Here is a 17,611-nt window from a genome sequence, read left to right on the forward strand (position 1 = left end):
ACTGCCACCGTGGCGCATTGACGCCTCGGCTTGGGCGAGTCCATCCAATTACAGGTTGGGAGTTTTGCCGATCATCCAGAGCAGACCACTCGATTTGGCCCGCTCATGACACAACCCCAACACCTTGCGCCGCTCCTCGTTGTCCATCCGGCTCCAGCACGTGATCTCTTCCACCGTGCGCTGACACCCGGTGCAAACATCATCCTCGTCCAGCGCGCAGATATTCACGCAGGGCGATCGAACCGGGCGTTCGGGGGTGTTCATTCTTCCTGCTCAACCAGATCGCGGGCATAACGTTGCGAGTTATGCACATAGTGAGCAGCGCTGGCCTCCAGCATTTTTTTCTGCGGCTCGGTCAGTTCGCGCACCACTTTGCCCGGCGAGCCCATGACCAGCGAACCGTCTGGAATCTCCTTGCCCTCACCGATCAGCGAGTTGGCGCCAATGATGCAGTTCTTGCCAATTTTCGCGCCGTTGAGGATCACCGCGTTAATGCCGATCAAGCTGTAATCGCCCACCGTACAACCATGAAGCATGGCGTTATGGCCGATGGTCACGCCGGTGCCGATGGTCAGCGGGTAACCCATGTCGGTGTGCATCACCGTGCCGTCCTGGACGTTGCTGTTCTTGCCGATCAGGATCAACTCGTTGTCGCCCCGCAGCACGGCGTTGAACCAGACGTTGGCGCCCTCTTCCAATTTGACCTTGCCCACCAGCACGGCATTGGGTGCGACCCAGCTCTGCGGATGGGTTTCGACGCGGGCGTCGCCCAGGCGATATTTCATCTTATTGTCCTCAAGGCCAGGCAGGCTCACTTGAAAAAGCAGGGTTCAGGCCATACGAGCGATGGCTTCAGGTGTCGATAAAAGTATTGGGCGGCTGATGCAGGCTGATTTTGGTGTCATAGAGCAGGTTGATCAACTCGACGATCATAATCGCCGTGAGGCCCCAGATTTTGTACTCGCCATAGCGATAGCTCGGCACGTACCAACTGCGGCCCTGGTAATCGATGCGATGGGTGTGTTCGCGCGGATCCTTGCGGAAGAACTCCAGCGGTACGCTGAAGACTGCGGCAATCTCGGCGTCGTTGGCCTGGTACTCGACAAAGTCCGGAATCACACCGACATAGGGGGTGACCTTGATGCCGTGCAGGGAGATCAACGGGCTCAGCGGGCCGATCACTTCGACCAGCCCCGGCGGCAGGCCAATTTCTTCTTGGGCCTCACGTAGCGCAGTGAAAATCAGGTCAGGGTCTTCAGGGTCACGTCGACCACCGGGAAAGGCCACTTCACCGCCATGGGTCGAGAGCCCGCTGGCGCGCAGGGTCAGAACCAGTTCAGGTTCGTCACTGCGGGTGATGGGCACTAATACCGCGGCTTCGGGGAAACGTCGGTCGGTTTCCAGGGTTAGCGGCGTGTGGTTGCTTACCCGGTGAAGTAGCTCGTCCAGCATGAGTCTTCTCGATTTGTTCTCTACTTTGCATCATGCACCAATCGAACCGACCGCCCAACCCCATAACCGCTGCATGTCGCTAAACGACAACTTGCCGACAGACACCGCCGCACGCCAAGATAGGCGCAGCATTCAGGAACCCAAGCATGAAATTTTGCAGTCAGTGCGGCAACCCGGTGACCCAGCGCATCCCAGAAGGCGATTCGCGCCTGCGTTTTGTCTGTGACAGCTGTCAGGCGATTCACTACCAGAACCCCAATATCGTCGCCGGTTGCGTGGCGACTTGGGGCTCCAAGGTCTTGCTGTGCCGACGCGCCATCGAGCCTCGGCTCGGTTATTGGACCCTGCCCGCCGGTTTCATGGAGAACGGTGAAACCATCGAGCAGGCGGCCATTCGCGAGACGGCCGAAGAAGCCTGCGCGCGGGTACGCAACCTGACCCTCTATACGTTGATCGACGTGCCGCACATCAGCCAAGTGCATGTGTTCTTCCGCGCCGAGCTTGCGGACCTGGATTTTGCCGCCGGTCAAGAGAGCCTGGAAGTGCAGCTTTTCGAAGAAGCCGACATCCCTTGGTCCGAGCTGGCTTTCCGCACAGTGGGCCGTACCTTAGAATGTTTCTTCGCTGACCGGCGGACCGAGGTCTACCCCGTGCGGTCCGAGTCGATCCCGCCGCTTGCTCAGCCTGCCATCTCATAACGCTCCTGGTTCTAAAATCACCTATAACTTAATAGTCGCGACACCTCTTAGGGATATCGTTTCAATGCGCTGGCTGCTTGCCCTGTTTTGCTTGTCATTTGTCGTTATCTCCCAGGCTTCCGTTGCGGAAACCCTGGACGGCAAAGTCATCGAAAAAATCCTGGTTCTCAAATCCGCCCACCAATTGCAATTGATCAATGACGGCAAACCGCTCAAGACCTATCGCATCTCATTGGGAAAAAGACCCGTCGGCCCGAAACTCATGGAAGGCGACAAACGCACGCCTGAAGGTTTTTATTGGATGGACTGGCGCAAGACCAGTGACCGTTTCAACCTGTCGATGCACATCTCCTACCCGAACATCAGCGACTCCGCCCGCGCCCGGCGCGAAGGCGTCGAGCCCGGTGGCATGATCATGATCCACGGCACCCCGGACACCGAAGAAAACCCCGAAGACCTGTTCCACACGCTGGACTGGACCGACGGCTGCATCGCCATGCGCAATATGGACATGCGCGAAGTCTGGAATCTGGTGCCGGACGGCACGATGATCGAGATTCGTCCGTAACGGCTACCTTCGGTCGCTCATCGAAAAAAAAATCAAAAGATCGCAGCCTGCGACAGCGCCTACCGGGTAGATACCAATTTCACCCGTAGGCGCTGTTGAAGGCTGCGATCTTTGCTTTCGAAATCCCCACCTCTAATACCACTTCAAGCCAACAACCCTTCAGCCTATCCAACTGGGCAGGCTTTCCCGCGACCAAAGCAAAGTGGTGGCATTGACATGGTATTTAAGTGGTATTAATTTCTTCTCACCACCGAGCGACAACAAACCTATATCCGCATCGGACCAAACCTACATGAATGACCTCCAGGCCCTACGCCCTGACGACACCCAGCCCACGCCGTTGTACCTGCAACTGGCGCGCAACCTGGAAGCGGCGATCCATGCCGGCCAGTGGAAAGCCGAACAGGCCATGCCGTCGGAGCGCAACCTCAGCGAAATGCTGGGCATCTCCCGTGTCACCGCGCGCAAGGCGTTGGAAGTGCTGTTCGAACAAGGTCTGATCCGACGCAACCAAGGTTCCGGCACGTTTATCACCCCACGCCTGGAACAACCGCTGTCGCGCCTCTCGGGTTTCAGCGAAATGCTGCGGCTGAAGGGCTTCGTCCCCGGCTCCCAATGGCTGGAACGGGAAATCACTCCGCCGACCCACGAAGAACTGATCCGCCTCGGCCTCTCGCCGAATGATAAGGTCGCGCGGCTCAAACGTCTGCGTAAAGCCGACGACACGGTCATGGCGATCGAGATGAGCACCCTGCCCGCCTCGATCATTCCCAAGCCGCAAGCGGTGGGCGACTCCCTCTACGAATACCTCGACGGCATCGGCAAGCCGATTGTCCGCGCCCTGCAGCACATTCAGGCGATCAACGCCTCGGATGAATTCGCCGCCCTGGTGGGCATCGCCCCCGGCACCGCCATGCTGCTGATGACCCGTGTCGGCTACCTCGAAGACAACACGCCGATCGAAGTCACCGACACCTATTGCCGCAACGACTACTACGACTTTGTTGCAGAGCTGCGCCGCTGATCAGCCACGCCGCTAAACGAGAGAACCGATCATGTCCGAAGACAACATCCTCACCGCCCACGGCTGGGTTCGCGGCCGGCTGATTCATGAACACGGCAAGGTCGTGTCGATCGAAGGCCAACCGTGCGATCCGGCCGACAACGACCTGTCTTACCTGCTGCCGGGTTTTATCGACCTGCACGTTCACGGCGGTGGCGGCAAAGACATCATGGAAGGCGCAACCGCCTTCGAGACCATCACCAGAACCCACGTGCGTTTCGGTACCACGTCGATACTGGCGACCACCATGACCGCGCCGAGCGAAGAGATTTCCAGCGTGCTCAAAGCCCTCGGCAAGTTCTGTGAGTGGCGGCCAAAAGGCAGTGCCCGGGTACTGGGTGTGCACCTGGAAGGCCCCTACATCAACCCCGGAAAACTCGGCGCCCAACCGAACTTCGCCCACACCGCGTTGATGGCCGAAGTCGAAGAATACCTGGCCTTGGCGCCGATCCGGGTGATCACCATCGCCCCGGAAATCGCCGGCCACGATGCGTTGATCCGCGCCCTCAGCGCTCGCGGCGTGCGCATGCAAATCGGCCACACGCTCGGCAGTTACGAGGAAGGCGTGGCTGCGCTTGCGGCCGGCGCCAGCAGTTTCACCCACCTCTACAACGCCATGAGCCCGCTGCATCACCGCGAGCCAGGCATCGTCGGCGCGGCACTGGCTCACGCCACATACGCCGAATTGATTCCGGATTTACTGCACGTACACCCCGGCGCCATCCGTGTGGCCTTGCGCTCGATCCCATGCCTGTACTGCGTCACCGATTCCACCGCCGCCGCCGGCATGCCCGACGGCGAATACAAGCTTGGCAGCCACACCGTGACCAAATGCCTGGGTGGCGTGCGCTTGCCCGACGGCACTCTCGCCGGCAGCACGCTGACTATGGATCAAGCCCTGCGCAATCTGGTGAAGATCGGCTTGCCGATCGCCGAGGCCTCGCAACGTCTTTCGCAATTCCCCGCCGACTACCTCGGCATCACCGAACGCGGGCGCCTGCAACCCGGCAGCTGGGCCGACTGCGTGCGGCTCGATCGCTCACTCACACTGACCGCCGTCATGGTCGAAGGAGAAGACATTGACTTCAAAAATGCTTGAAGAGGCGCTGTCCTCGAGCGAGGCCGTGCACGCCCAATTGCAACAACTCGACCCACAGATGATCGAGATCGCCGGGCGCCTGCGTCGTCAGCCGCCGCAAGTGGCGATGACTGTCGCTCGCGGCAGCTCCGACCATGCTGCCAGTTACTTCGCCTACCTGACCATGCAGCAACTGGGCATTCCGGTGGCGTCGTTGCCGATGTCGGTGGTGACCATGCAGCAAGCGCCGTTGAAGGTCAGCGGCCAAGTGGCGTTCGCCTTCTCGCAGTCCGGGCAAAGTCCCGATCTGGTGAACAGCATGCGTCTGCTGCGCAAGCGTGGCGCCCTGAGCATTTCGATGGTCAATGCCGAGAGTTCGCCGCTGGAGGCCGCCTGTGAGTTCAGCCTTCCGCTGTGTGCCGGCACCGAAAACAGCGTCGCGGCGACCAAGAGTTTTATCGCCACCCTCAGCGCCAGCGCCCGTCTGATCGCCCATTGGAAAGAGGATGTGGAATTACTGGAGGCCGGCCTCGCGCTGCCGGAAGGTTTGCGCGACGCGGCGAAACAGGACTGGAGCGTGGCCATCGACGCCCTGCGTGATTGCCAGCACCTGATGGTGATTGGCCGTGGCGCCGGTTTCGCCATCGCCCAGGAAGCCGCACTGAAATTCAAGGAAACCTCGGCGATCCAGGCCGAAGCCTTCAGCAGTGCCGAGGTCCGTCACGGGCCGATGGCGTTGATCGACGAAAATTATCCACTGCTGATCTTCGCCCCACGCGGTGCCGAGCAGGCCGGTTTGCTGAGCCTCGCCGCCGACATGCGCCAGCGTGGTGCTCGCGTCCTGCTGGCCGCGCCGGATGACGTCGTCGAACGCGACCTCACCCTGAGCCGCGCCGAACACCCGATGTTTGATCCGATCCTGGCGATCCAGAGTTTCTACGTCATGGCCGCAGGCCTGGCTGTCGCCCGTGGCATGGACCCGGACCAGCCGCGGCACTTGAGCAAAGTGACCCGCACCCACTGAGTGGAGAACCCTGTAGGAGCTGTCGAGTGAAACGAGGCTGCGATCTTTTGATCCTGCGTTGAAAAGATCGCAGCCTCGTTTCACTCGACAGCTGCTACAGGGCGAGTTGCTCCGAATCGTAGTTTTTATTGATGAGACCGAGCCATGCACAACAATAATAAAGAGCTGACCCTCAGCGCCCCGCTCAGCGGCCCGGTGCTCACGCTCGCCACAGTCCCGGACCCGGTGTTCGCCAGCGGCGCCATGGGTGACGGGATCGCCATCGATCCGCTGAACGACACCCTGCACGCACCGTGCGCCGGCGTCGTGGTGCACGTCGCCCGCACCGGCCACGCCGTCACCTTGCGTGCGGATAACGGCGCCGAATTGCTATTGCACCTGGGCCTCGACACCGTCGAGTTGCAGGGCGAAGGCTTCTCGATGCTGGTCAAGGAAGGTGCGCGAGTCAGCAACGGCCAACCGCTGTTGCGCTATGACCTGGACAAGGTCGCGCAGCGATGTAAAAGCCTCGTCAGCTTGATGATCCTGACCAACAGCCAGGACTTTCAGGCGCGGCCTATTACGCTGAAATCAGTGAAGGTCGGCGAGCCATTGCTGCACATCATTCGTCGACACGCACCCGATGCGCTGACTGAAATGGAGTTGTCGGGAGAAGAGATTTACGGCCACATTCGCATCGCCCACCGTGGCGGTCTGCACGCCCGGCCGGCGGCGCTGATTCGTCAGACAGCGCAAGGGTTCAAGAGTAAATCGCAGCTGCATTTCGCCGGCAAATCCGCGACCTGCGACAGCTTGATCGGGCTGATGGGTTTGGCCGTCGGCGAGCAGGACGAGGTTCAAGTCAGCTGCCAGGGCCCGGACGCCGAAGCGGCATTGCAAGCGTTGCTGATCGCCTTGTCCACAGCGCTGGCCGAAGACAGCCACGTCGCGGCGCCGACATCGATTTCTCAGCGTAATAGGGCAGCCGAAGCCGGTGTGCTGCACGGCGTCTGCGCCGCTCCCGGCTTGGTGGGTGGGCCGTTGTTTCGCTTGAACGCCATCAGCCTGCCGGTGGACGCCGGCCACCATGATCCCGAGCAACAACTGAAAACCCTCGCCACTGCACTGACCGTCGTGCGCAGCGAAATCGACCACACACTGGCCCAAGCCAGGAAACATAAAAACACCGACGAAGAAGCGATCTTCGCCGCCCACCTCGCCTTGCTCGAAGACCCGGCGCTGCTGGACGCCGCCAACACTTCCATCGACCAAGGCATGGCCGCGACCCACGCCTGGAGTCAATCGATCGACGTGCAGTGCGAGGTTCTCCAGCAACTCGGTAGCCCGTTGTTGGCCGAACGCGCCAACGATCTTCGCGACCTCAAACAACGCGTGCTGCGCGCCCTGCTCGGCGAAATCTGGCACTACGACGTACCGGCCGGCGCGATCGTCGCCGCGCATGAACTGACGCCGTCCGACTTGCTGCAATTGAGCCAGCAAGGTGTCGCCGGGTTGTGCATGGCCGAGGGCGGCGCAACTTCTCATGTCGCCATTCTCGCTCGCGGCAAAGGCTTGCCGTGCCTGGTTGCACTGGGTTCGACGCTGCTGGATCAGCCACAAGGCCAAGCGGTTGTGCTGGATGCCGATGGCGGTCGTCTCGAACTGATGCCAAATGCCGAACGGTTGGCCGAGGTGCATCAGGTGCGACTCGATCATCAACAGCGCCGCGCCGAGCAGCAGGCTCAGGCTCACACGCCGGCGCTGACGCTCGACGGTTTGCAGATTGAAGTTGCCGCCAACGTGGCCTCCAGCGCTGAAGCGGCAGATGCCCTGGCCAATGGCGCCGACGGCGTCGGCCTGCTGCGCACCGAGTTCCTCTTCGTCGACCGCCACACAGCGCCGGACGAACAGGAACAGCGCGTCGCCTACCAGGCCGTGCTCGACGCCATGGGCGACAAGTCGGTGATCATCCGTACCATCGACGTCGGCGGTGACAAGCAACTCGACTACCTGCCGCTGCCGGCCGAGGCCAATCCGGTGCTGGGCTTGCGTGGCATTCGTCTGGCTCAGGTCCGCCCGGAATTGCTCGATCAGCAACTGCGCGCGCTGCTGCATGTCAGCCCGCTCTCCCGGTGTCGGCTCCTGTTGCCGATGGTCACCGAAGTCGATGAGCTGCTGCACATCCGCCTGCGCCTCGACGCGTTGTGCACTGAACTCGGTGTGAATGAGCGCCCTGAGCTGGGCGTGATGATTGAAGTCCCCGCCGCCGCATTGCTGGCCGAGCAACTGGCCGAACACGCGGACTTCCTGTCCATCGGCACCAACGATTTGTCCCAATACACCCTGGCCATGGACCGCGACCACGCCGGCCTCGCCTCGCGGGTCGACGCCCTGCACCCGGCATTGCTGCGATTGATCGCCCAGACCTGCGCCGGTGCTGCGGTGCATAACCGCTGGGTCGGCGTCTGCGGCGCACTCGCCTCTGATCCGCTGGCCACGCCGGTCCTGATTGGCCTGGGGGTCAGCGAGTTGTCGGTCAGCCTGGTGCAGATCGGTGAAATCAAGGACCGCGTGCGCCACCTCGACGCCACCGAATGCCGCCGCATCAGCCAGGACCTGCTCAAACTGAGCAGCGCCAGCGCGGTGCGTCACGCCTGTCACCAGCAATGGCCTCTGAGCTGAACAACTACAACAGCTCTAAAACAAAAAGAACACAGGGAGAACCGCCATGTACCAATACTTCATCGAAGGCCTGCAGCGCCTCGGCCGCGCGCTGATGCTGCCGATCGCGATCCTGCCGATTGCCGGTCTGTTGCTGCGTTTGGGTGACACCGACCTGCTGAACATCGCAATCATTCACGACGCCGGCCAGGTGATCTTCGCCAACCTGGCAATGATCTTCGCCATCGGCATCGCGGTCGGTTTCGCCAAGGACAACAACGGCACGGCAGGCCTCGCCGGAGTGATTGGCTACCTGGTGATGATCTCCACCCTCAAGGTGCTCGACGCGAGCATCAACATGGGCATGCTCGCCGGGATCATCAGCGGCTTGATGGCTGGCGCGCTGTATAACCGATTCAAGGACATCAAGCTGCCGGAATACCTGGCGTTCTTCGGTGGTCGGCGCTTCGTGCCGATTGTCACCGGGTTCGCCGCCGTCGGCCTCGGCGTAATCTTCGGCCTGATCTGGCCACCGATCCAGCACGGCATCAACAGCTTCGGCACGTTGATGATGGAGAGCGGCAGCTTCGGCGCGTTCGTCTTCGGCGTGTTCAACCGCCTGCTGATCGTCACCGGGCTGCATCACATCCTCAACAACATGGCGTGGTTCGTCTTCGGCAACTTCACCGACCCGACCACGGGCGCCATCGTCACCGGCGACCTGTCGCGCTACTTCGCCGGCGACCCGAAGGGCGGCCAGTTCATGACCGGAATGTTCCCGATGATGATCTTCGGCCTGCCCGCCGCGTGCCTGGCGATGTACCGCAATGCCTTGCCGGAGCGCCGCAAGGTCATGGGCGGGATCTTCCTGTCGATGGCGCTGACGTCGTTTTTAACGGGTGTGACGGAACCGATCGAATTCGCCTTCATGTTCCTCGCACCGCTGCTTTATCTAGTGCATGCGTTGCTGACTGGCCTGTCGATGGCGATCACCAACCTGCTGAACATTCACCTCGGGTTTACGTTTTCCGGTGGCTTCATCGACATGATTCTCGGCTGGGGTAAATCCACCAACGGCTGGTTGGTGGTACCGGTTGGCTTGGCGTATGCGGTGATTTACTACGTGGTATTTGATTTCTGCATTCGCCGGTTCAATCTCAAGACGCCGGGGCGCGAAGAGGTGCCGATGGGCGACAAGGTTGTGGTCGCCGAGAATGAGCGGGCCGGGGCTTACATCAAGGCGTTGGGTGGTGCGCAGAATTTGATCACCGTAGGTGCGTGCACCACGCGGCTACGGCTGGACATGGTGGATCGCAACAAGGCAAACGATGCGGAGCTGAAAGCACTGGGCGCGATGGCGGTGGTGCGGCCAGGCAAGGGCGGGAGTTTGCAGGTGGTGGTCGGGCCGATGGCGGACAGCATTGCTGATGAGATTCGATTGGCGATGCCGGCCTTGGGGCGCGCACTTGTTTCCTCCCCTCCTGCTGTTATCGATACGCCGAAACCTGCTGCGGTAGCGAATTCAGAAGCACAGCAATGGCTGAACGCTTTGGGTGGCGGCGAGAACGTACTGCAGATGGATTGCATCGCCATGACCCGGATTCGATTGCAATTGGCGGATGGCAAGGCGTTGTCGGAGTGTGATTTGAAGACGCTGGGTTGCCAGGGCGTCAGCCAGTTGGACGGAGGGGTTTGGCATCTACTGATTGGTGACAAGGCGCCGAGTTTGAGTGGGGCGCTGGAGGCGTTGGTTAATCGTAGTGAGGTGAGAGCCAAGGTTTAGATTGTTCGCGCCTGAAAGTCAGTCATCGCGAGCAAGCTCGCTCCCACATCTATGGTTCGGCGTAGTACCACATAAACTCAAGCAGACGTGGCGTGCTGCTCAGCTTCGTAATGTCGAGTCTGGAAAGGCATGAGAGTCTGCGCCTTAAGACCAAGCCCCTCACTCAGCCCCCAAGAAGCCGCGAGCTCATCGCGGCGCTTGCGAAGCGGAACAGTCGCTACCTGCGACCTCACTTCCAGTCTGGACGTCGAGCGTAAAAAAAGCTTAAGAGCGCCGAAGGCTTCCAAGACACGGCTATCAGAAACACATGCAAAGCGCGTGAACCGCTCGAGCAAGTAACCTGCGCGGCGAACTTCGAGCTCGTCAGCGTGAAGACTCAGGAAGGCTTCGACTTCACTCACAAGGTCATCCTTCGAATACCAGACAACTTTAGCTGCGCGCACCAGCGCAGCGTCATCTGCTTGATTCAAAGGTTTTTTGACCAAGGTGTCCAAGGCGGATGAGAGGACGTGGCCGCTATGGGGCGTCGCCATCTGTAGTCTCCAGGTAATCTTGCAAGATATTGGTGAGAACGGAGGTCGGTGGCTCTTTGTTGCCAACATATACATCAATTGCCTGCAATGCCAGACGACGGAGTTCAGTGGTCAGTATAAAACCCGCCCGGAGCAGCGCCATGACGTCGCCAATATCCTGGTCTGTCGCTCTACCTAGTTTGGATATTGCGATGTCGACAGGAGCAGCAATATGGACATGCAGCGGTGACTCTATGGAGAAATCTGCAAGGGGAAGACTCCGTTCCCAGTAGTCTTCATGAATTGGACCGAAACTGGTGTTGTATTGAAGGTCGTAGTTCAGCTCCATCAATCGGCCGGATTGCTCATCAACAAATTGTTCAGGTACTTCTGCGAGCAAGGTCTGCAGGTGAAGACTCTGTGGGAGATTTGCATAGTAAATCTCAGCGTCAACATCAGTTGACACGCGGTGATGAGTGTAGAGGTGAACGGCGCACCCTCCGAACACGATAACCTTGACCGCCCCTGGCTCTGCCCGCTCACCGACTAGTTCCAACTCGACGGATTTGAACATCGAAATTAGCGCCTGCCCAAGCGCGGTGTTCGAGTTAACCCTGGGAGTAATTGCGTCCGGCAATTCCATCTTTGAACCTCAAGTGGATTGAAGTGTTTGTGATGGACAAAGGCTGGACTTGGCACTTCCGACGGACAACCTGAAAAGGTTGTCGGATATTTCCTCGAGCGATGTAGCCGTTATTAAATCCCGAACAACAAAAAACCCGCTGAACGCTCATTCAGCGGGTTTCTCATTTCAGCAGCCCGGAAGATCAAAAATCCTCCAACCGCCACACCTCATAAGCCGGCGTCTCGTAGGGGTGGCTCTGCTTCAGAGCCACCACCACAGAGCGAATCAACTCATCACGGACCACAAGCTCAACCTTCCATTCCTCAACCTGTTCGACCTGCCCCGCCTCACCAATAAACGGCTGACTGCCATCCAAAGGCCGAAACTGACCCAGACCCAACACCTGCCACGCGCAGTGATCATAAGCCCCGATCCGCCCACCACCCGCGGCGAACACAGCGCTTTTGACCACCTCGACATGGCTGGCAGGAACATAAAAACTGAGCTTATACATCGCGCTTAGTTCACCCAGACGCGAGCATTACGGAACATACGCATCCAAGGTGCGTCTTCGTTCCAGTCTTCCGAACGCCACGAGTTCTGCACCGCGCGGAACACACGCTCCGGGTGCGGCATCATGATGGTCACGCGACCGTCACGGCTGGTCAAACCGGTGATCCCACGCGGCGAGCCGTTCGGGTTGGCCGGGTAGTTTTCGGTAACCTTGCCGTGGTTGTCGACGAAACGCATCGCCACGCAACCCGACAGATCGGCTTCCAGGAGCGCTTCTTCGCTTTCGAACTCGGCATGACCTTCGCCGTGAGCGATGGCGATCGGCATGCGCGAACCGGCCATGCCTTGCAGGAAGATCGAGTTCGATTCCTGGACCTGAACCATCGCCACACGTGCTTCGAATTGCTCGGAACGGTTACGCACAAAGTGCGGCCAGAACTCGCTGCCCGGAATCAGCTCGTGCAGGTTGGACATCATCTGGCAACCGTTGCACACGCCGAGGGTGAAGCTGTCATTACGTTCGAAGAAGCCCTGGAACGCATCGCGAGCGCGGCTGTTGAACAGCGCGGACTTGGCCCAGCCTTCGCCGGCACCCAGGACGTCGCCGTAGGAGAAACCGCCGCAGGCCACCAGACCTTTGAACTCGTTCAAGTCGACACGGCCGGCCAGAATGTCGCTCATGTGCACGTCGATCGCGTTGAAACCGGCGCAGTCGAACGCAGCCGCCATTTCCACCTGACCGTTGACGCCCTGCTCACGCAGTACGGCAACTTGTGGGCGGATGCCTTTCTTGATGTAAGGCGCGGCGACGTCCTGGTTGACGTCGTAGCTCAGCTTGACGCTCAGGCCCGGGTTGTCTTCTTCCAGCAGCACGTCGAACTCTTGTTCGGCGCAGTCCGCGTTATCACGCAGACGCTGGATCTGGTAGCTGGTTTCAGCCCACTGACGTTGCAGCAGACGACGCTGACCTTCGAACACGGTTTCGCCGTTGAAGGTGATGTTGATCTGGCCGTTGTTCATCGGCTGACCGACCACCGAAACGCAGTCACCCAGACCGGCCGCGCTGAACTGCGCAAGAATGTCCGGCGTAGCGTCCTGACGAACCTGGATCACAGCGCCCAGTTCTTCGTTGAACAGAATCGCGGCGATGTCGGCGGAGGTTTCTGCCAGACCGTCGAGGTTCAAACTCAGGCCGCAGTGACCGGCGAAGGCCATTTCCACCACGCTGGTCAGCAGACCACCGTCGGAACGGTCGTGGTAAGCCAGCAGGTGACCGTCGGCGTTGAGGCCCTGGATCACCGCGAAGAAGGCTTTGAGGTCTTCGGAATCGTCAACGTCCGGCGCTTGCGAGCCGAGCTTGCCGTGAACCTGGGCCAGGATCGAGGCGCCCATGCGGTTCTGGCCACGGCCCAGATCGATCAGGATCAGGTCGGTGGTGCCCTTGTCCATGCGCAGTTCCGGCGTCAGGGTCTGACGGATGTCAGCCACAGGCGCGAAACCGGTCACGATCAGGGACATCGGCGACGTTACGGTCTTGTCGACGCCTTCGTCGTTCCAGCGGGTTGCCATGGACATGGAGTCCTTGCCCACCGGAATGGTAATGCCCAGCTCAGGGCACAGTTCCATGCCGACCGCTTTCACGGTGTCGTACAGTCGCGCGTCTTCACCTGGGTGACCGGCAGCGGACATCCAGTTGGCCGACAGTTTGATGTCGGAGATCTTGTTGATGCGCGAGGCACAAATGTTAGTCAGGGTTTCGCCGATGGCCATGCGACCCGACGCCGGAGCGTCCAGCAGTGCCAGCGGAGTGCGCTCGCCCATGGCCATGGCTTCACCGGTGTAAACGTCGAAGCTGGTCGCGGTGACGGCAACGTCGGCCACCGGAACCTGCCACGGGCCGACCATCTGATCCCGGGCAACGAGGCCGGTGATGGTGCGGTCACCGATGGTGATCAGGAAGCTTTTGCTCGCCACGGCAGGGTGATGCAGAACGCGCTCTACGCAATCTGCAATCTCAAGCGTCGACGGATCGAAGTCGTCGCCCAGTTCGTTTTCACGAACGGCCGAACGGTGCATGCGCGGGGCTTTGCCCAGCAGCACTTCGAGTGGCATGTCCACCGGGCTGTTGCCGAAGTGGCTGTCGGTGACCGTCAGTTGCGGCTCGGCAGTGGCTTCGCCGACGACGGCAAACGGGCAGCGCTCGCGCTCGCAGATCGCCTGGAAGCGTTCGAAGTCCGCCGGGCCGACCGCCAGAACGTAGCGTTCCTGGGATTCGTTACTCCAGATTTCGTGCGGGGCCATACCCGGCTCGTCGTTTGGAATGTTGCGCAGTTCGAAGCGACCACCACGGTTGCCGTCGTTGACCAGCTCCGGGAAGGCGTTGGACAGACCGCCCGCGCCCACGTCGTGGATGAAGCTGATCGGGTTGCGTTCACCCAACTGCCAGCAACGGTCGATGACTTCCTGGCAGCGACGTTCCATCTCAGGGTTTTCGCGTTGTACGGAAGCGAAGTCCAGGTCTGCCGAGCTGGTGCCCGTGGCCATGGAGGAAGCCGCACCGCCGCCCAGGCCGATCAACATCGCCGGGCCACCGAGCACGATCAGCTTGGAGCCAACGGTGATCTCGCCTTTCTGCACGTGTTCGGCACGGATGTTGCCCATGCCGCCGGCCAGCATGATCGGCTTGTGGTAACCGCGAACTTCGTCGCCACGCGGGGTGGTGATCGACTGTTCGAAGGTACGGAAATAACCGGTCAGGGCCGGACGACCGAATTCGTTGTTGAACGCGGCGCCACCCAGTGGGCCTTCGATCATGATGTCCAGCGCGGTAACGATGCGCTCAGGCTTGCCGTACGGCACTTCCCACGGCTGTTCGAAGCCAGGGATCTGCAAGTTCGATACGGTGAAACCGGTCAGGCCAGCCTTTGGCTTGGCGCCACGACCGGTAGCGCCTTCGTCGCGAATCTCGCCGCCGCTACCGGTGGACGCGCCCGGGAACGGGGCAATCGCAGTCGGGTGGTTGTGAGTTTCGACTTTCATCAGGATGTGCACCGGTTCCTGTACCGCACCGTACTGGCGGGTTTCAGGGTCCGGGAAGAAACGGCCGGCGACGTTACCGACGATCACCGAAGCGTTGTCCTTGTAAGCCGACAGCACGCCTTCGCTGTGCATCACGTAGGTGTTCTTGATCATGCCGAACAGGCTTTTTTCCTGGCTCTGACCATCGATGTCCCAACTGGCGTTGAAGATCTTGTGACGGCAGTGCTCGGAGTTCGCTTGGGCGAACATCATCAATTCGATGTCGTGCGGGTTGCGCTTCAGGTCGACGAAGGCGTTGACCAGGTAGTCGATTTCGTCTTCAGCCAGGGCCAGGCCCAGCTCGGTGTTGGCTTTTTCCAGCGCGGCACGGCCGCCACCCAAGACGTCGATCGCGGTCAGCGGCTTCGGCTCGGCGTGGCGGAACAGGCCGGCGGCTTGTTCGAGGTTGCCCAATACGATCTGGGTCATGCGGTCATGCAGCGCATCGGAGATTAGCTGCGCTTGGGCGTCGCTGAACTGGCCGGCGACGTAGAACGCAATGCCGCGTTCCAGGCGCTGGATTTTCGTCAGGCCGCAGTTGCGAGCGATGTCGCTGGCTTTACTGGACCATGGCGAGATGGTGCCGAAACGCGGCAACACCAGGAACAGACGACCGGTCGGCTCTTGTACCGGAACACTTGGGCCGTACTTCAGAAGGCGCGCGAGCACCTGCTGTTCGTCGCCGGTCAGGACGCCGGTGACTTCAGCGAAGTGAGCGAATTCAGCATACAAGCCACTGACAGCCGGGACCTTCTGGCTCAGTTGCTCAAGGAGTTTGCTGTGGCGAAAGGCAGAAAGGGCAGGAGCGCCGCGCAGGATCAACATCTTCGGGACAGCCTCGGGAAGGGGTGTGCTTTGAGGCCGTGCATTCTAGCCTAAACAGCCCGCGACATCACCCGAAACGGTACGGGCGGCTACACCCGGGCGTCGGGCCGGGTGTTTGGGCCTGAAACAAGGGGGGGCCAGGGGTTATTTTGCTGTCACACATTAGCGTCCGAGCCCATTCCTGCGGGCTTCACGCGGGTTTATCGCTCTCTAGCAGACAAGCCCTTCGCTGTCGAGATATGGCGCTCGTGGTCCTTTGCGTATACTGCGCAGATGTTTTCCCCAACGGCTTTGCGTCCGCGGTACGCCAAATGGCTGATCGCAACCGGACTCTTCCTGATGCTCAGTGGCTGTGTTGATAAACCCAACACGCTGGAGCGCCTAAAGGAGGACGGCGTGCTGCGGGTGGTTACCCGTAACAGCCCCGCCACCTACTTTCAGGATCGCAACGGTGAAACCGGCTTCGAATACGAGCTGGTGAAGCGCTTCGCCGACGATCTGGGGGTGGAACTCAAAATCGAAACCGCCGACAACCTCGACGACCTGTTCAATCAGGTGGGCAAACCCAACGGCCCAGTGATCGCTGCTGCCGGCCTGGTCAGCAGCGAAGTACGCAAAAAGCAGGTTCGGTTTTCCCACTCTTATCTCGAAGTCACCCCGCAGATTATCTATCGCAACGGCCAATCGCGGCCCACCGATGCGAAGGATCTGGTGGGCAAGAAGATCATGGTGCTCAAGGGCAGCACCCACGCCGAGCAGTTGGCGGAGCTGAAAAAGAAATACCCCGGCATTGATTACGAAGAGTCCGACGCCGTTGAAGTCGTCGACCTGCTGCGGATGGTCGATGAAGGTCAGATTGATCTGACCCTGGTCGACTCAAACGAAGTGGCGATGAACCAGGTCTACTTCCCCAAGGTGCGGGTCGCCTTCGACCTCGGTGACGCCAGCAACCAGAGCTGGGCCGTGGCCTCTGGCGACGACAATAGCTTGCTCAACGAGATCAACGCCTACCTCGACAAGGTGAAGAAGAACGGCACCCTGCAACGTCTGAAAGACCGCTATTACGGGCACGTCGATGTTCTCGGCTACGTGGGCGCCTATACCTTCGCCCAGCACTTGCAGCAACGGCTGCCCAAATACGAACAGCACTTCAAGGCGTACGCCAAGAAAGAGAAAGTCGATTGGCGCCTGCTGGCCGCGGTCGGCTATCAGGAATCGTTATGGCAAGCGGCCGTCACGTCGAAGACCGGCGTGCGCGGCCTGATGATGCTGACCCAGAACACCGCGCAGGCCATGGGCGTTTCCAATCGACTGGACCCCAAACAAAGCATCATGGGCGGCGCCAAGTACCTGGCCTACGTGAAGGATCAGTTGGATGAGTCGATCCAGGAGCCGGATCGCACATGGTTTGCACTGGCGGCCTACAACGTTGGCAGCGGCCACCTGGATGACGCACGCAAACTGGCGGCCAAGGAAGGCTTGAACCCGGACAAGTGGCTGGACGTGAAGAAGATCCTGCCGCGTTTGTCAGAGAAGAAGTGGTACAGCAAAACCCGTTACGGCTACGCCCGTGGCGGCGAACCCGTTCACTTCGTGGCGAACATCCGCCGCTACTACGACATCCTGACGTGGGTGACGCAGCCGCAACTTGAAGGCAATCAGGTCGCCGAAGGCAACCTGCATGTGCCGGGGGTCGACAAGACCAAGCCGAATCAGGAAACCCCGCAGCTCTAAATCTTCGCTGCCTTCAAA

The 17,611-nt window shown here is 60.2% G+C and carries 15 protein-coding genes; 8 read left to right on the plus strand and 7 right to left on the minus strand.

Translation table 11 applies throughout. The features are described from left to right. Positions 1 to 48 precede the first annotated feature (48 nt). From QK293_RS25420 to QK293_RS25430, 3 genes are all read right to left on the minus strand, one after another. The gene (locus QK293_RS25420; RefSeq protein ID WP_282382523.1) at positions 49 to 264 is read right to left on the minus strand and encodes a DUF1289 domain-containing protein; all 216 of its coding nucleotides are present in this window, start codon (positions 262 to 264) and stop codon (positions 49 to 51) included. Then, positions 261 to 785, minus strand: coding sequence for a gamma carbonic anhydrase family protein (locus QK293_RS25425; RefSeq protein ID WP_007954617.1), 525 nt, complete (start codon positions 783 to 785; stop codon positions 261 to 263). The genes QK293_RS25420 and QK293_RS25425 overlap by 4 nt, the downstream gene beginning before the upstream one ends. 67 nt (positions 786 to 852) lie before the next feature. Next, a complete protein-coding gene (locus QK293_RS25430) occupies positions 853 to 1,452 on the minus strand; it encodes a CoA pyrophosphatase (protein WP_282382524.1) in 600 nt (199 codons plus the stop codon). Between the two features lie 146 nt (positions 1,453 to 1,598). Between QK293_RS25430 and QK293_RS25435 the strand changes: the two genes are divergently transcribed. The 7 genes from QK293_RS25435 (at position 1,599) to nagE (ending at position 10,306) form a co-directional block, all read left to right on the plus strand. Further along, positions 1,599 to 2,150 (plus strand): NUDIX hydrolase, encoded by a 552-nt coding sequence (locus QK293_RS25435; RefSeq protein WP_282382526.1) that lies wholly within the window; start codon positions 1,599 to 1,601, stop codon positions 2,148 to 2,150. A 64-nt stretch (positions 2,151 to 2,214) separates the two neighbouring features. Then, entirely contained in the window at positions 2,215 to 2,718 is a 504-nt protein-coding gene (locus QK293_RS25440) for a L,D-transpeptidase family protein (protein WP_282382529.1), read from the plus strand. Positions 2,719 to 3,010: 292 nt separating this feature from the next. Next, positions 3,011 to 3,742: a GntR family transcriptional regulator gene (locus tag QK293_RS25445; protein WP_008151596.1), complete on the plus strand. Its 732-nt coding sequence runs from the start codon at positions 3,011 to 3,013 to the stop codon at positions 3,740 to 3,742. Positions 3,743 to 3,773: 31 nt separating this feature from the next. After that, positions 3,774 to 4,880 carry an N-acetylglucosamine-6-phosphate deacetylase gene (nagA, locus tag QK293_RS25450; RefSeq protein WP_282382533.1) on the plus strand — a complete coding sequence of 369 codons (1,107 nt, stop codon included), beginning with the start codon at positions 3,774 to 3,776 and terminating at the stop codon, positions 4,878 to 4,880. Then, entirely contained in the window at positions 4,861 to 5,883 is a 1,023-nt protein-coding gene (locus tag QK293_RS25455) for an SIS domain-containing protein (RefSeq protein WP_282382536.1), read from the plus strand. Before nagA ends, QK293_RS25455 begins: the two co-directional genes overlap by 20 nt. 144 nt (positions 5,884 to 6,027) lie before the next feature. Continuing rightward, positions 6,028 to 8,544 carry a phosphoenolpyruvate--protein phosphotransferase gene (gene ptsP / locus QK293_RS25460; RefSeq protein ID WP_282382539.1) on the plus strand — a complete coding sequence of 839 codons (2,517 nt, stop codon included), beginning with the start codon at positions 6,028 to 6,030 and terminating at the stop codon, positions 8,542 to 8,544. A 46-nt stretch (positions 8,545 to 8,590) separates the two neighbouring features. Continuing rightward, on the plus strand, positions 8,591 to 10,306 hold the full coding sequence (gene nagE, locus QK293_RS25465) for an N-acetylglucosamine-specific PTS transporter subunit IIBC (protein ID WP_282382541.1): 1,716 nt from the start codon (positions 8,591 to 8,593) through the stop codon (positions 10,304 to 10,306). Positions 10,307 to 10,383: 77 nt separating this feature from the next. Here nagE and QK293_RS25470 read toward each other — a convergent pair whose 3' ends face one another. From QK293_RS25470 to purL, 4 genes are all read right to left on the minus strand, one after another. Then, positions 10,384 to 10,839, minus strand: a complete 456-nt coding sequence (locus QK293_RS25470; RefSeq protein WP_282382543.1) for a hypothetical protein — start codon at positions 10,837 to 10,839, stop codon at positions 10,384 to 10,386. Next, positions 10,823 to 11,461: a DUF6036 family nucleotidyltransferase gene (locus tag QK293_RS25475; RefSeq protein ID WP_282382545.1), complete on the minus strand. Its 639-nt coding sequence runs from the start codon at positions 11,459 to 11,461 to the stop codon at positions 10,823 to 10,825. Before QK293_RS25475 ends, QK293_RS25470 begins: the two co-directional genes overlap by 17 nt. 184 nt (positions 11,462 to 11,645) lie before the next feature. Continuing rightward, entirely contained in the window at positions 11,646 to 11,957 is a 312-nt protein-coding gene (locus tag QK293_RS25480; protein WP_282382547.1) for a YqfO family protein, read from the minus strand. Positions 11,958 to 11,962: 5 nt separating this feature from the next. Then, positions 11,963 to 15,859, minus strand: a complete 3,897-nt coding sequence (purL, locus tag QK293_RS25485) for a phosphoribosylformylglycinamidine synthase (protein ID WP_282382549.1) — start codon at positions 15,857 to 15,859, stop codon at positions 11,963 to 11,965. Positions 15,860 to 16,132: 273 nt separating this feature from the next. Here purL and mltF point away from each other — a divergent pair, with 273 nt between their 5' ends. Then, complete coding sequence (gene mltF / locus QK293_RS25490) at positions 16,133 to 17,593, plus strand: membrane-bound lytic murein transglycosylase MltF (protein ID WP_282382551.1); 1,461 nt, start codon at positions 16,133 to 16,135, stop codon at positions 17,591 to 17,593. Positions 17,594 to 17,611 lie beyond the last annotated feature (18 nt).

The sequence above is a fragment of the Pseudomonas sp. AL03 genome (assembly GCF_029960815.1).
Taxonomy (GTDB): Bacteria; Pseudomonadota; Gammaproteobacteria; order Pseudomonadales; family Pseudomonadaceae; genus Aquipseudomonas.